The organism is Cupriavidus sp. YAF13, from assembly GCF_052113425.1.
GTDB lineage: Bacteria > Pseudomonadota > Gammaproteobacteria > Burkholderiales > Burkholderiaceae > Cupriavidus.
This window is the reverse complement of record NZ_JBFRDD010000009.1, coordinates 134220-148835: the sequence shown is the minus strand read 5'-3', so window position 1 is coordinate 148835 and position 14616 is coordinate 134220. Positions and strand designations below refer to the sequence as shown.

The 14616-nt window shown below is 59.5% G+C and carries 13 protein-coding genes; 1 reads left to right on the top strand and 12 read right to left on the bottom strand.

The genetic code is table 11. The annotated features are described in order from the left end of the window. The first annotated feature begins 138 nt into the window (after positions 1-138). Entirely contained in the window at positions 139-1008 is an 870-nt protein-coding gene (locus AB4061_RS10485; protein ID WP_441633416.1) for a hypothetical protein, read from the top strand. Positions 1009-1089: 81 nt separating this feature from the next. Here the strand turns inward: AB4061_RS10485 and AB4061_RS10480 are convergent, their stop codons facing one another. The 12 genes from AB4061_RS10480 to AB4061_RS10425 all read right to left on the bottom strand — a co-directional run bounded on the left by AB4061_RS10480 (position 1090) and on the right by AB4061_RS10425 (position 14558). Continuing rightward, on the bottom strand, positions 1090-1758 hold the full coding sequence (locus AB4061_RS10480) for a class I SAM-dependent methyltransferase (protein ID WP_441633414.1): 669 nt from the start codon (positions 1756-1758) through the stop codon (positions 1090-1092). Positions 1759-2149: 391 nt separating this feature from the next. Further along, positions 2150-4078, bottom strand: a complete 1929-nt coding sequence (locus AB4061_RS10475; protein ID WP_441633412.1) for a hypothetical protein — start codon at positions 4076-4078, stop codon at positions 2150-2152. Positions 4079-4157: 79 nt separating this feature from the next. Then, entirely contained in the window at positions 4158-5042 is an 885-nt protein-coding gene (gene rfbA, locus AB4061_RS10470; RefSeq protein ID WP_441633410.1) for a glucose-1-phosphate thymidylyltransferase RfbA, read from the bottom strand. A gap of 125 nt (positions 5043-5167) precedes the next feature. After that, positions 5168-5764 (bottom strand): sugar transferase, encoded by a 597-nt coding sequence (locus AB4061_RS10465; protein WP_441633408.1) that lies wholly within the window; start codon positions 5762-5764, stop codon positions 5168-5170. Then, positions 5764-6918, bottom strand: a complete 1155-nt coding sequence (locus tag AB4061_RS10460; protein ID WP_441633406.1) for a DegT/DnrJ/EryC1/StrS family aminotransferase — start codon at positions 6916-6918, stop codon at positions 5764-5766. Before AB4061_RS10460 ends, AB4061_RS10465 begins: the two co-directional genes overlap by 1 nt. A 111-nt stretch (positions 6919-7029) precedes the next feature. After that, the gene (locus AB4061_RS10455; protein ID WP_441633404.1) at positions 7030-7674 is read right to left on the bottom strand and encodes an acyltransferase; all 645 of its coding nucleotides are present in this window, start codon (positions 7672-7674) and stop codon (positions 7030-7032) included. Positions 7675-7683: 9 nt separating this feature from the next. Further along, the gene (locus tag AB4061_RS10450; RefSeq protein ID WP_441633402.1) at positions 7684-8919 is read right to left on the bottom strand and encodes a glycosyltransferase family 4 protein; all 1236 of its coding nucleotides are present in this window, start codon (positions 8917-8919) and stop codon (positions 7684-7686) included. After that, positions 8916-10118, bottom strand: coding sequence for a hypothetical protein (locus AB4061_RS10445; protein WP_441633400.1), 1203 nt, complete (start codon positions 10116-10118; stop codon positions 8916-8918). Before AB4061_RS10445 ends, AB4061_RS10450 begins: the two co-directional genes overlap by 4 nt. Further along, a complete protein-coding gene (locus AB4061_RS10440; RefSeq protein ID WP_441633399.1) occupies positions 10115-10741 on the bottom strand; it encodes an acyltransferase in 627 nt (208 codons plus the stop codon). Before AB4061_RS10440 ends, AB4061_RS10445 begins: the two co-directional genes overlap by 4 nt. After that, on the bottom strand, positions 10738-11982 hold the full coding sequence (locus AB4061_RS10435; RefSeq protein ID WP_441633397.1) for a hypothetical protein: 1245 nt from the start codon (positions 11980-11982) through the stop codon (positions 10738-10740). Before AB4061_RS10435 ends, AB4061_RS10440 begins: the two co-directional genes overlap by 4 nt. An 85-nt stretch (positions 11983-12067) precedes the next feature. After that, the gene (locus AB4061_RS10430; protein ID WP_441633395.1) at positions 12068-12970 is read right to left on the bottom strand and encodes a hypothetical protein; all 903 of its coding nucleotides are present in this window, start codon (positions 12968-12970) and stop codon (positions 12068-12070) included. Between the two features lie 67 nt (positions 12971-13037). Beyond that, complete coding sequence (locus AB4061_RS10425) at positions 13038-14558, bottom strand: hypothetical protein (RefSeq protein ID WP_441633393.1); 1521 nt, start codon at positions 14556-14558, stop codon at positions 13038-13040. Positions 14559-14616 lie beyond the last annotated feature (58 nt).

The window sequence follows — 14616 nt, the reverse complement described above, 5'->3', positions numbered from 1 at the left end:
GTGTTCGTTGACTCACCGCCCGGCGCACGACGTGGTTCGGCGATGGCATACAGCCTACCGGGACGGGGCAAGAAACCGTTCATGGTACAATGTGTATACATAATAGTGTGCTTCACCCCTATCATTCTCGCTGCGCAGATGCCGGTCACTTCCCCCACAACGTCAGACACCCAGTACCTCTCGCTAACGAGTTTTGTTGCGAAGTATTTCAAGCTTCTGCTGGTCAGCGCCATAGTCGGCGCATTGGTTGCTGTCGGTTTTTCGTTCGTACAACATCCGCGCTGGACGGCGAAGATGACGGTGCAGATCGGCCAGGTTGCTGGTGCCGGCTCGGTGGTGCCTGGCGTAGGTGCCGCGCCGACCAATTTGATCGAATCCCAGATGACCACGGTTGAGCGGTATGGCCTGTCAAGCTTTAAGTTCGACGTGCTTAAGGTAATGGGACTGCCCCTGCCTAACAGGCAGAATCCGGACTCCGATCTGATTTTCGACTCGCTGCGTGCAGCCCCGTCGAAAAGCCTGGATCTCGTCAATGTGCAGGCGTCTGGATACTCCCCCGAGATGGCAACGCAGACACTGCGCGTGGCCTTCAACGAGCTGCGCAGAGAACATGATAAAGCGTTCAATCCGACAATTGATCGCATGAAGGCAGAGCTGAAGGACACCTCCGACAAGCTCATCGCGATGGAAAAGGAATACGATTCCGTCTATGGCTCGCTCAAGCGGACCAGCGACCAAGCAAAAGGTCAAGCGGTCCCGCACGACGTTTTCCTGGCTAACGTGGTAGCAACCATCAGTGTTGAATCGCGAGCCCTAAGCCTCCGTAAGGCGCAGCTGGAAGAAGCATTGGCCTCATTGCGGACTTATCCGACTCGAGTCCTCGGCGACGTCTATGTCGCCGATCGCCCAAGCACGCCGGGCAAGCTGCTGTACTCGGCCGGCGGTGCATTCATCGGCTTGATCGCCGGTATTATGATTGCGTTGTTCTTGAACCTGCGCCGTCGTTGACAGACATAGGCCGAGACTACTCGGCCGGTTCGCATTCACTCGGAATGCGCGAACGTCTGGCAGATCGGCTGGCCGCCGTATCTAGATCCGCTGATAGCCCTCACTCAACTGTTTGTGTATCACCTGCGCGCACAGTCGCTCTTGCGGATCCGTGGAGAAGCGATCGTCAGTGTGGTTGAAGCATGCCGACTCGACCAGCTGAAAGTGCGGAAATGCGGTGAACAGCCGGCTGTAATCGAGCTTGTATGACGTCACCGCAGCGCAATGGGCATAGGGCCTGGCTGTGGGCACATCTGGCATGAAATCCGTGATTCCGATCCAGCCGCCATCGCGAAGGCAGCGGTCAGCCTCGGCCACCACGCGTGAAATGTGCTCCCGATCCACCAGGTAGAGGCAGAACCCGAACAGGATGAAATCGAGGGAGTGATCCGGAAACTCGAGTTTGTCAGCCGTTCCCACCCGGAGCTCCAGTTCGGGAAATAGCTGCTGGCCCTTCGAAACCGCCTCGCCCGACGGGTCAATGCCCAGACCACGGCATTTCGTAGCGCGACAAATGGATGCGAGATTGACGCCAGACGAACTGCCGACCTCCAGCACGGTGTCCCCCGGCTGGATGAATTTGCTGTACAGCAAGGCAGCGGAACTCAGTTCGTCGGCCGACCGTTTGTCCGAATAGAACGCGCGGTTGCGCTGGAAGTAGCGGTCACCTTCCCCGCCCTTTGAAAAGATATCTCTTTGTCTTGCGGCCATAGGGAAGTTTCCAACTTGGTCGTGCGAAGGACAAGAGGGAGGTTGCTCGCTGGCATCCTCGCGCAATGTATCGAACAGAATGCATATTGCGACTGTCGAATGACACTGACAGTGATCATTCTACACGGATGGAGTTCCCCGGACAGCCGTTGGCTAGGGCAGTCTCCAATCGTTGAGCCACGACGGCTTGCAGGTGCCCTAAACGCCTCAGGCCGCTATGTGGAGCCTCGTTTTGCGAGTCTATCACTAGCCTACCGATGCTATCCCACCGCATGGCCATCGGAACATCGGCCCAACGACTAAAACCTGTGTCGCGACAACGCGCATAGACCCGCCAAATGGGAGACGATGCCAATCTTGATGAATTGACGCTCGATCACTCCGCTCCTTGTCATTGATCTAGCCGCACAGTCATCACCTTGGTGCCTGTGGGAATCAGTCGCTTTCCGTCGTAGTCGCCCAAACCGTAGATACCCTTGAAATCCGGGCACAGACCAGCATTCGGGAGACCATCGATGAGCGGCCTCTCCATGACGGCGGGAAGGAACCAATACGCCTTGCACCCGATTTTCCCAACCAGGACCTCTGGATTCTCAACCTTGATCAAGACGTCTGGGGGCACGCTATCGCGGATGCCTTCAAGCGTCTCCAGCGTGGCTGACAAGCCCACCGGTCGGCGCTCGCCCTGAGCGAGAAAACTTCTCTTAGTGATCGGCCCTTGCAAAGCAAACACCGATATCGACACCACCAGAGCAACGTAAGAGTACCCGGCAAGAGCAGATGCACCCGGCAGCAAGCCAACTAACAGCAGGGGAAAAATCAATCCCAGCGCGACGCCAATGGCATCCGGCCCGATCCATCCGATGCGCAGGAAGAGGCCTGAGAGCAGCAAACCGACTATAGCCGCCATCGCCACCCGAACGTAGTTCAATTGCGAGCCCGACTGCGATGCAAGCTTGGCCGCGAGAAAAGGCAGCGCGATAACGACTGGAATATTTGAAAAATAATAAGCGGAGCCGCCTGGCACAAAAAGCGCAAGCGACAAGGCTAGCGCGGGCACAAGCAACGCGAACAACATCTGGAATTCCACGCTCTTGAGGTAGGCCACGCCCAGCTTGCGCACACCGACGCCGAAGCACAGCCAGACCGGCAGGAAATGCATGGCGACGAAGAACCACAACTTGACCGAAGGATTATCTAGCGATGGTCCCCTGACGTAGGTCTCGACAAAGTCGAATGGTTTGAAAAACACGACTTTTCCAGCACTGGTGGCCGCGCCCACGACAAGGAAGTACATCAGCACAGAAGCAAGCACCAATGCCGCCCAGTAGAATGCCGAGCGGAATCTGGTCAGCCCCAGCATTCCGAACAGGCACAACCCTACGATGCCCACGCTACCTTTCGCGAGGCCCGCCGACACAAGCAACAACAGCGCCAGCACGAACTTGAACCGCTGGCCAGGGCCTTCCACGAAGCCGTGCAGGAAAGTAGACACCGACGCCGTCAGCAACACCATGGATATCAGATAGGACTCGGAGGCCAGATAGCTGTCCCACATAGCCGACAGGCTAAAGACCGGCACGGCAATGCTGGCAAGGAACAGTAGTGCGATACTCAGCAGAGCACGACCAAATGGCAAATCCCGGTTCAGCTGGCAAGCGAGCCCCGCCAAGGCGAAAGCCAGCAAGAGAGGACCCATTGCAATAAAGAAATAGGCGTAGCTGGCCAGTGCCTCGAACCCGCTGAGCCAAGCGAGTCCCGCGAATATTTTATGAGAAAGCGTGTGATACCCGATCGGAACCAAGCCATCGAGGCCAAGCGACGCCGTACCATAGTGGCCGTACATCGCCGCAATCGCTGCGTGAAAATAGGAATCCACTGTCAGCCCGCCTGACAGCAATGCGCTCTTGTACTGATAGTCGATATAGACCCCGGAGCCGAGCACAGTCACCAGCAACACGGGCAGCGCGAGCAAGTCGCGCGAGCCAACCAGCCATCCCCTGCGGAACAGGATCACGCACCCTGCAGCTCCCAGCACATAGAGTGGATAGCGCAGTAGCGGCATGAACGGCAGCGCAACGAGCAGTACGACCATTGCCAACGCCGCCACGCCTGCCTGCCGCGCAGCAAGAATGAGCAGCGAATACAGCCCGACCAGCACCGCGCAACTCAGGACAATGCGCGCGACTATTTGCCAGGTAACCGCATTAAAGGCAAGTCCCGCTGCCACCGCCACGAACAGTATTGAGCCCAGAAGATACAACTGGACAATTCCCCAGACCTTCTGATCGTCGCCCTTCTGGGTCAAACTCTTTTGCATGAAATGCCCTCAGCTCAACGCAACCTCCAATGCACCCTGTGGCGCCCGCGATGAGCAATGATTGTCGGTAAGCAGGAACTTACTTGATGTAGCCCAGCCTGATCATTTCCGCAGCCACTCCGGAGAGATAATCGCGGTACTCGCAGGTGGGCATTTGCGTCAGCAGTGCCTCGAACTCAGCGAGGTTGAGGAAACCCCGGACCAGCGCTGCCTCCTCGGGGCACCCAATCTTGACGCCCTGACGCCGTTCAATCGCTTCGATATAGGCGGAAGCCTCCTGCAGGGCCGTGCTGGTGCCCGCGTCCAGCCAGGCAAAGCCTCGGCTCAAGCGATGCACTCGCAGCGCTCCACGCCTCAGGTATTCAAGATTGACGTCGGTGATTTCCAGCTCACCCCGTGGCGAGGGACGAATCGAGCGAGCGATCTCGACCACTTGATGGTCATAGATATAGATTCCGGGGACCGCATAGGCGCTGCGAGGCTGGGCGGGCTTCTCTTCGATGGAAAGCGCATTACCGTTGGCATCGAACTCGACTACGCCATAGCGCTGCGGATCCTTGACGTGATAGGCAAAGATGGTCGCGCCGCCCCGGAACGCTGCCATTGCTCGGGGAAAGTCGTCCCCGCCAGAGAAGATATTGTCACCCAGCATCAGCACCACATCGCCGCCCGCAACGAAGTCCTCCGCGATCAGGAAGGCCTGAGCAATTCCCTCTGGCTTCGTCTGTGCCCGATACTCGATGCTAACGCCCCATTGCCGTCCGTCCTTGAGCAAATGCTGGAACCGCGGCAGGTCCTTCGGCGTGGAAATCAGGCAGAACTCGCGTATCCCCGCCGCCATCAGGACAGTCAGCGAATAATAGATCATGGGCTTGTCGAAAACCGCCTGCAATTGCTTGCTGGAGATCTGCGTAAGCGGGTAAAGGCGAGAGCCGGTGCCACCGGCAAGAATGATAGCTTTCATGATTGAAGTCCCTGACTCCGACTATCGTCGGGCATACCGTGTTCGACGATAGTCCAGTTGCGCCTGCGATGAAGCAAGCCCTTGCCATAAGCAACGTCCGGCAGTGCCATCGCACTACGCACTGATCACGAGAGGATGGCGACCACGGTCCTGTAGATGATGCGCAAATCCAGCCAGAGCGATCGCTTCTGGACATACTCGACGCAGTACCGCAGTTTCGCGGGCATTACTTCTTCGACGTAGGTCCGCTCCGGGTCCGCGCTCTTGCCCAGCAGCGTGTTCTCGTCCCTGTATTCAATCGAAGCGAGATCGGTAATCCCCGGTCTCACGCTCAAGACAGTCTCGCGAATACCCGCGGGATAGAGCGCCACGTACTTGGGCACTTCGGGCCGCGGTCCCACCAGGCTCATGCTGCCGATAAACACGTCGATCAGTTGTGCCAGTTCGTCCAGTTTGTACTTGCGCAGGAAGGCACCACTTCTCGTGATACGCCGGTCCGCACCCACGGTGATCAGGGGTCCCCTGCCCTCTCCCGAGGTCACCATGGTCCGGAACTTATGAATGCGGAACGTGCGGCCGTGCAAGCCCACTCGCTCCTGCCGGAAGAAAACCGGGCCCGCCGATTCGCGCTTGATGACGATGGCGATCACGGCGAATACCGGCGCCAGCAGAAGCAACCCCGCCGCGCTGGCGACGAGGTCAAAGAGCCTTTTGATAAGCATCAGTTGAACGCGTCCCGGACCGACTTGATCACCCGCTCCACATCTTCGTCACGCATACGCGTGTATAGCGGCAAAGTGAGCGTGCGCTCGTAGACGCGCTGGCTGACGGGGAACATTTCCGGCGTCAGGTGATACTGGTCGCGCCAGTACGGCTGAAGATGAAGCGGAATGTAGTGGACGCTACAGCCAATGCCCTGCTTGAACAGATGGTCAATCAGAGCGTCCCGGCTGCAAGGCGCACCTTCGGCCAACTGAATCACGTACAAATGCCAGGAATGAATATCACCCGTTTGTGCGTGCGGCGGCAAAACCAGCGGCAGATCTGCCAGCGCCTCGTCGTAGCGGGCGGCGATGGCGGCGCGGCGCTGATGGAAAGCGTTTGCCTTCTTCAACTGATGGATACCGATGGCGGAAGCGACGTCCGTCATGTTGTACTTGAACCCCGGCGCGACGATTTCGTAGTACCAGCTTGGCGCAGTGGACACGAAACGGTCGAAAGCATCCCGGCTGATACCGTGCAGCCGCATGATCTTGGCGCGCTTGGCAATCTCCGGGTCGCGCGTCACCACCATCCCGCCTTCGCCGGTCGTGATCGTCTTGTTGGCGTAGAAGCTGAACACGGTGGCATCGGTGTCCAGGGTTCCTACCAACTGGCCGTCGCTAGTGGCGGGCAGAGCGTGCGCGGCGTCCTCGACGACACGCAGGCCGTGCTTCTTGGCAATGGCGATAATGCGCCCCATATCCGCAGCGCGGCCGCCGAAATGCACAGGCATGATCGCGCGCGTGCGCGGCGTGATGGCCTTTTCGATGGCATCCACATCAATGCAGAGCGTTTGCGCGCTAACGTCGACAAATACCGGATCCGCGCCCAGGTAGCGGATCACCTCTGCCGTGGCCGTGAATGTGTGGGTGGTGGTAATCACCTCATCGCCGGGGCCGACGCCCACCGCTTCCAGCGCGAGGTGCAGGCCTGCGGTGGCGGAATTCACGGCGATGGCTTCTACACCACCGCCCAGGAAAGCGGCGAAGTCCGCTTCGAACTGCTTGGTCTTCGGGCCGGTGGTAACCCAGCCCGAACGCAGCGTCGCCACGACTTCGGCGATCTCTTCTTCGCCGATTTCCGGCTGTGCAAAGGGAAGAAAACTACTATTCATGGTGAAGCCATCCTTTGGCTTAGATGCATCAATTAGGGGGGCGGCAAGCAAGTCCGCGTCGCAAGATGCGCCTGGCACCTCAGGTGCCGGCGCCTGTCCAATGCCGACGATCTATTGTGTGGCGCCAGACTGCGCTACCCGGCGCAGTTCCGCGAGCCGGTCGGGGTCAAAAAAGGTGTTATCGAGGCCGCTGCTCTGAACAAACTCGAGATCGTATTTCTCGGTCGTGCCAACGATCCGCCCCGGATTGCCCACGACGACGGAATGATCCGGGATCTCCCCACGGACAACGCTGCCGGCGCCGATCACACAGCCCTTGCCGATTCGCGTGCCCGGCAGAATGATCGCGCCGCTCCCTACAAAAGTAAAGTCTCCGATCACGACCGGCGCCTGGATGAATCCAGTACGCTGAGGCGTCGGTGTCGAGATGAAATGCCTTCCCAGCAGGCGTATCGAGACGTGGCTGCTATGGGACAGCACGGCGTTCAGCGAGCTGATCTGTACCCCCTCGCCAATCTCCACGCCGCCGCTGGCATCGATCAGGCAATGGGGGCCAATCCAGCAATGATCCCCAATGACCAGATCGCGCTCGTTCAGGATCTTGGCGCTGGAACTCACACGGGTGAAACGCAGGAACCGCCCTTCCCGACGTGAAAAATAGCCATAGACCATGAACGGGCGCAACAGCATGCCCAGCAGGTTCAGCACGACCGAGATCGCGTAGCCGGCGGGAGACAGGTAGAGTCTACGGAACATAGCCTGTCCTCAGCGCAGCGTTTCGGCAAAGCGCACGAACGCGTCGTGCTGCAAGTACTGGTCGAAGCGCGGCGCAAGCGAAGCGGAATTCGCCTTGCAGGTTTCGAGCAGCGCGCGATCACCGGCAAGCGCCTCGATCGCGGCGGCGAGCGAATCCGCGTCGCCCGGCACGTACTGCCGCCCGAGCTGATGGCTGGCGATCAGACGCTGGATTTCACGCTCCAGTGAATTAACGGTGGCAACGCCGGCCGCCAGATAGTCATAGAACTTGATAGGCATCGACACCGTCGAATGCGCGAGGTACGTGCTCAGCCCGATATCGCAGTACTTGTACATCAGGTTGAGATCGTCCGGGTCCAGTCGCCCCAGGTAGACCACATTGCCATCGGGCTCGGCGCAGGCGGATTCGAGCAAGGGGCGTTGCGGCCCGTCGCCGGCGAACAGGAATTTCACCGGTTTGCCGCGCAGCCGGTCCGAGCGCGCAGCCCTGAGAATCGACTCCATGTCATAGCCGGCGCCGAGGGTGCCTGCATAGATCACCCAGACTTCGCCGGGCTTCTTGTCGTCCAGCCCTAGCTTGCGGAGCACGCCGCCGTTCTCGTTCGCCATTGCCGCCCGCATGGCGGCGACATCCACGCCCCAGTACGACACCGCGGACGGCACCGCGGGCGCCGAGCGCACGCCGATGTCGCGGTAGTCCTCCGACACGCCCACGATTCCGTCGCATGCGCGAAGAATGGCCGCCCGCCTGAGGTACAACGGCGCCAGCAGCACGCGGTCGAACGCTCTGAGCGGCTTCGGCAAGATCATGGCAAAGACCTCTGGCCAGATGTCGATGATGTCGGCGACCAACTTGGCCCCGATGCTGCGCGCCGTCTCGACAATATATTTGCCGTAGAAGATCGAGGGTTCGGCCAAGACGATCATATCGGCCTTGTCCTGGGGATTGGCTTGCACGCGTTGCGCGAGATTTCGTGCAAAGGTGCGTTCGCTGCGGATGCGCGCCACCGAGACGTGACTGCTGTACGGTGTGGTGGGCACGATCCGTACGTTGACACCCGTGTCGAGGCGCTGCTCGCTATATCCCTCACTGCGGAATTTCTTGGAGCGGTGCTCAAAATTCGAGAGCCACCAGGTCACCTCGTGACCAGCACGGGCGAAAGCCTCTGCGAGCATCGAGCTGCGGTATTCCCGCCACGCTTCGCCCGGCAGGCTGCCATAGGGATTAACGATCCATACTTTCATGATTGAACGTGTTTAGTCGACGTCGACACCGACGCCGCACCGCGGGAGAGACCGATTACCACTATCAGATAGATAAAGGTCATCGGAAAATAATCCAATATTCTATTGACAAAGAAATTGAACAAGAAAATCAGCATGCATCCCCGCAAGAACACAGCTTCCGGCGTCTGCTGGCTTTTCGAGGAAAAATAGATCTTCAGGTTGACGAGCACAAAAAGCAGGGTAAGCGGTATGCCGAAGGAAGCCAGGTAACTGACGTACTGGCTGTCCGCAGCCCGGTACACCGTTGAGCCCATATGCCCCCACAACATGGAAGCGGGTTCCTCGACGTATCCGGCCAGGAGATTCAGATGATCGGCGATCCGCCCGCCCGTGATGCCGGCGGTCACGTCATAGTCCACCAGGCCTACGAAGTTGAGCACGGCGAGAATCTTGTGAACCAGGAAGGAAGGCTTTCCCTCGGCTTCCGCTTGCAGTACGAAGAAGCCAGCGGCGGCCAGTGCCGGCACGAAACACATGAGCAGGAAGCCAAGTCTCTTGTTCTTTATTTCCACCAGCAGAACAATGCAGGCCATCGTCATCAGCGAAAAGACGGAATTGGTGGCCACCGCGCCAAGTGCCAACACCAGCTTCTCGGCGATCTCGGCCGACCACCGGCGCGCAAAAGTATCGACGTAAAGATAGGAAATGCAGCAAAGCAAACCAAATGAGCTTGGATTGCCGACACCACCGGAAACGGCCCCTCCCGTCCACAGGTCGATTTCGAGATAGCGCAGCACGAAACCCACAAGGCACTGCACCAGGATAATGTCCTTGACCAGCTTAAGCGCCGACAGAATTCCCTGCTCGCTCATCCTTGCCGAGAACAGCACTGGCAGGAAAATCAGCGCATTGAGGAACAGCGCGGTTGGCTGGTCATAGCCGGCAGCCACCGCCAAGCCATAGCTGATGCCGCACAGGGCCAGCAACGGCACCAGCAGAAGGTCATCCTGATAGCGGTCCGAGACGCGGAACGGCAAAAGGCACAGCGTGAACAGGCTGAACGCGCACAGTTTGGCGATGGCAATAAACGCGGGTACATCATCCACGTCGCCATCCTTGAAGTTGGTAAAGTAGTACAGGTAGTAGATCGAGAAGATGCCTACGATCGCGGCAGCCTGGACCCACTGTTGGAATCGGGGTTCGCGTGACGTGTTCATGCCATCCTCTTGGATTTCACGACTGCGGGTGCCCCGACCGCGATTGAATATTCCGGTAACGACCTGGTCACCACGGAGTTGGCCCCAATCACGCATCCACGTCCAATCCTCACACCGGGCATGATCGCAACATTCACCCCGATCCAGCAGTCATCGCCGATTTCAACCGGTTTGTCTTCAAAACCGGCGGGACGCTCATGTGGCGGCAGTGCAGCATACCTCGCTTCCTGCTCGCGAATCGGCAGCTCGGGCCATGCGGCAAAGATATGCGCCCCCGAGGAAACAAAAACATTCGGGGCGAAAATGCACCCGCGGCCGATCGTTATCGTTCCATTCAGCGAGCAGCGCCGCTGAATGGTGGTGCCCTCGCCGATAAGGATACGGCCCTCCGACTCGATTTCGACGCCGTGCGATAGCCAGGTGCCACGCGCCATATCGAGTTGCCCCCCGCCCCCAAGATTGACGATGACATCCCTGGAAATCCTCGTGCCACGCCCGAGCTTGACCTGGGACAGCGACGACAAGAACGTGGCGCGCGGATCGACCCGCACGCCATCGCGCAGAAAGTGGATTGCCACCCACCAGCGCCACAGGAAGGATCTTTTCAATAATCTGATCATCATTTCATTTTCCCTCCTACCCGCGCGGCGACAAGACCGAAGCAGAAAGAGAGGGCAGCAAGTGTCAAAGTGAGAATCGACAAGCGCATCAGCAGCGGCATCGCCGGATAGCAGGACGTCACGGCCCACACCAGCAAGGAACCCAGCAGGACTGCGATCTGACAGGCGAACAGAATCCTCGTCTTCCCCGAAATCACAAAATAATTGGCCCAGAAATCGGAGGCGCGGAATGCCGCCGCCGCCAGGAACAACGGAATATAGGCCAACACACCCAGATACTGAGGGAAATAAGCGTCGATGCCCCAACGGATCATCAAGTACCCCGGCACGGCAAGTATGCCCAGCACGAGCAGGAAACCCAGCGAGGTCTTGCCGGTGCGCTCCCGCACTGCCTGCGCCCCCTGATGGTAGATTTGCGCCGCCAGGCTCGGGAACAGGTTCGCATTGACCGTGACCTGAAAGGTAGAGGCCATCGATAGCAGCGTCCAGGCGAAAGCAAATTCAGCAAACGCGGGCTTATCCAGCGCGCCCGCGGCAAGCCAGCGATCGGAATTCTGCATCAGGAACGCCAGGATGACGCTGACGAACAGCGCTCCTGCTGCACGCCACTCGGAGTGGCGGAAATGGCGCAGTGCCAATATCGGCAAACGGAAAGATGCCCTCCCGTAGCGAAGGCCGGCGCGCATTGTCACGATACCGATCATGACGGTCGTAGCCAGGATTTCCGCGACGAGGATCGCCTCGGCACTGCCAATCCTGACTGCGGTCAGAAGCCCCGCCACCGAGACCACACAACTGCGCGAGAACAGCGTCACCGAGAACTCGGTCTGCAGCAACCGGCTCTTGCTTTCTGTCGAGACAATGCCAAACAACTGATTGGTCAGCCCGTGCACCGCAGCCAGCGCAAGCAAGGCGCCCGCTCCACCGGCAAGCGACATGCCAGTCGCGCTGAGCCCGAGCAGCGGCATCGCGCAAAGCACGGTGACCAGTGTCACCTCGCACATCATGATCATGCCACGCGTCACTCGCCTGGCTGCGAACAGGTACGGGAGATCACGCTGCATCAGCAGATACAGCCCGAAGGCATTGACCATGGCAAGCGAAGCCGAGATCAGCAGCCCGACGCTCAACGTCCCGAATTCCGGGACTGTCAGCAGCTTGGCGTAGGCAAGCATGCGGCCCATCATCAAGATGGCCGCAAAGCCGTTCAAGCAAGTTGTCCCGAGGTTTCTCTTGTAGCTCATGGATGATCGCGGTTGTGCGTCCCTCCGCGAGTGACCATGGCCTTGCTCAGATCGGATGGGAGATGTCGCCTGAAATGCAGATTGGTTAAACCATCAAGCTCAGGTCCTGCTCACGGCGCTGGTCGTGCATCACGCCGTAATCGAACATGGCAAACTGCAGTTGCAGGAGCAATCTCGCTTGGTGAACCGGGGTGCGCCCCTTGTGGATACACAGGGTATTCTCGGCAAAGCCAGTCCCCGCTTCCCCGCAGATCTCCTTGATCACAGAGCGGTCGTAGGTCTGGTCGATTTCTGCATCCGTGTAGCGGCGCACCTTGAACTCATCGAAGCGCTGCGTCACCGGTGGCCGGCGATGCGAGCCTGCCACGGCGACGTGCGCGCCGTCGCCCGGCGCTACGTCCGTCAGGTAGAAGAAGAACTTAAAGAAACGGAAGCAATCGACATCCCGGTGATAGAGATGGGCATGCTTGAATCGATCCTCCTCGCGCGCCTTCACGGGGAACGTCCACCACAGGTTGGAGCCGACAAATGCCGGCACCGAACCGATATAACGTGCCGCAATCCACTCCAGCAGAGGGTCGTGGCGCAGCGCATGGATCGCGGCGCACTGTTGCTGCGTATTGAAGTACTGCGCAACCAGGATCGGCTTGCCCAGGACAGATTCCGCTGCCACGCGCTGTTCGGCATGAAAACCGCGAGCCGGATCCCGGTCGGCGAAACAAGCAGAACTGTCGGCAAACTGCCGAATCTGCGCCACCATCTCGCCTGGAATCTTCAACCCGAATGCAAGGCCATCGGCATCCAGGGTCCGCACAAACTGCTCTTTATCGATGCCCTTGAAGACGCTCTGCTCCAGGCGCGCCTCGCGCTCGGCTAGAAAGCGCCGCAGGCCCGGGCCTTGCAACAGTCCGCGGGTACGGCTGACGGTATCGCGAGCGAAACCGAACCGGGCCGGCACGCGCATCAACGTGTAGCCAGGCTGGCTCATCAAGCTCTTGGTCAAGATTCGAATTCGACTCATGGTGCCTCCACCTCTCGGACTCTTCTGGCCTGCATTATCTGTCGCCAATCGGCATGCGCTCTCGGATCGCGTCCAAGTAACGGAACACGCCGCGCCGTTGTAACGGGCGGTACTCTTCCGGGATCGGCTTCTGGGCCTCCCGCAACTCTTCCCAGCGCCTCTCGCGCAGCAGCGTCAGTACCCGATCTTCACCAGTGGCGTCGGATGCCACCTCGGCATCGTCTGCTTCCACACGGCGGGTAAGGAGCAACCGCTCGAGCCGGCTGGCATCAGGCGTGGGATTGTAGACATACTGCGTGGTCGTCCTGGCGCGAATGTCGCTCACATACTGGTTGAAGCGGAAATTGAACGTGTAGGCAAAGCGCAAGACCTGCCGTGCGATCTCGTCCGGGTTCTGCTTGCCGACCATGGACAGGTTGTCAACATCTTCGGGGCCATACAGCCGGATCTGGAAGCCAGCAGTCTGGTAGATCGACGTGCCTAGTGCGATCACCTGCTTGCCCAGGGCGCCAGCCTCGAAGGCGGCACTGCCGCCGTTGACCACCACGGCGTCCGCCTGCGCGATCAGCCCCAGGGTATTGGCGCGCTCCCCGCTCCCGATGATATGCACGCCGCGACGGCGCGCCCATTCCGTGTACATGCGCTCGGCGAGACTGCCGTCCCTGAGGCCGATCGTCTCACCCCAGTTCGGGTGACAGCGCAGGATGCAGCTCGCCGGATCGACATCGAGATGATCGAAGAGGAAGTCCAGGGCGGCGATCTGGTTGGGCCAGTTGGTTCGCCAGTCGGGGTGACCATCGAACTCGTTGAGGCTGCTAGGGGTGATCAGCAACTTCAGGCCATTGCTCTGCGCCGGCCATACCAGGTCCTCCGCATTGCGATTGTAGGCTCGCCACTCGAGCGTGTTCGTGCGCAAGAACCGAGCAGCCAGCAGCGAGGCAACGGACCGTGCCTGGGCCTCGGTGAGCGGCTTGTCCTTGTACTCTCCGACCACGCGCCCTACTTCGCCAAGCGCCAGGCAATTCTGGTCAGGGATCAGCAAGAGGCCATCGCCAAACCAGGTACGCTCCACCGAAATAAAGGGAATGCCCTTGGCCTTGGCCGCCTCCAGCAACGCACGCGGACCCTCCATGCGACCGTTGAAGCAGACAATGCCGTCCAGCCGGCGATCCTCGATCCAGCGGCAGGCAGCGGCGAACGCCTCGGCAGCACCCGTGGCGAGCCTCTGATGTAGCCCGCGGAACTCCTCGGTCTGCTTGTCGATCTTGCTCTCCGTGCGCAATATGGTGCAGGCACCGGAGAAGCCCCACTGCTGCGCGGCATCACCCGCTTGCGAAGCGCCAGCGGGATCGCGATAGCGGCGCATGGAGTCAACCGAGCCGGAGGCGAACGACCGCATGCCGCCCATCGTGCATTTCACACACTCCTTGGCCGAACTCGAGTTATCTCGCAATTCGCGGGTATAGCACTCCGACAGCGCGCTGTCGCAGCTTAGAAAGAACACCTCATGCCCACGGGACTTCATCATCGTCGAGAGGAAGTAGACGTGTTCCACGTGTGGGCGATAGGCGTAGATACTGGCGAAACCGAGACGCATATAGTAATAGTTATAG

Bases quoted from the DNA above. Each gene is read 5' to 3' on its own strand.
- AB4061_RS10485 (WP_441633416.1), top strand. From the start codon at position 139: ATGCCGGTCACTTCCCCCACAACGTCAGACACCCAGTACCTCTCGCTA.
- AB4061_RS10480 (WP_441633414.1), bottom strand. From the start codon at position 1,758: ATGGCCGCAAGACAAAGAGATATCTTTTCAAAGGGCGGGGAAGGTGAC.
- AB4061_RS10475 (WP_441633412.1), bottom strand. From the start codon at position 4,078: ATGCAAAAGAGTTTGACCCAGAAGGGCGACGATCAGAAGGTCTGGGGA.
- rfbA (WP_441633410.1), bottom strand. From the start codon at position 5,042: ATGAAAGCTATCATTCTTGCCGGTGGCACCGGCTCTCGCCTTTACCCG.
- AB4061_RS10465 (WP_441633408.1), bottom strand. From the start codon at position 5,764: ATGCTTATCAAAAGGCTCTTTGACCTCGTCGCCAGCGCGGCGGGGTTG.
- AB4061_RS10460 (WP_441633406.1), bottom strand. From the start codon at position 6,918: ATGAATAGTAGTTTTCTTCCCTTTGCACAGCCGGAAATCGGCGAAGAA.
- AB4061_RS10455 (WP_441633404.1), bottom strand. From the start codon at position 7,674: ATGTTCCGTAGACTCTACCTGTCTCCCGCCGGCTACGCGATCTCGGTC.
- AB4061_RS10450 (WP_441633402.1), bottom strand. From the start codon at position 8,919: ATGAAAGTATGGATCGTTAATCCCTATGGCAGCCTGCCGGGCGAAGCG.
- AB4061_RS10445 (WP_441633400.1), bottom strand. From the start codon at position 10,118: ATGAACACGTCACGCGAACCCCGATTCCAACAGTGGGTCCAGGCTGCC.
- AB4061_RS10440 (WP_441633399.1), bottom strand. From the start codon at position 10,741: ATGATGATCAGATTATTGAAAAGATCCTTCCTGTGGCGCTGGTGGGTG.
- AB4061_RS10435 (WP_441633397.1), bottom strand. From the start codon at position 11,982: ATGAGCTACAAGAGAAACCTCGGGACAACTTGCTTGAACGGCTTTGCG.
- AB4061_RS10430 (WP_441633395.1), bottom strand. From the start codon at position 12,970: ATGAGCCAGCCTGGCTACACGTTGATGCGCGTGCCGGCCCGGTTCGGT.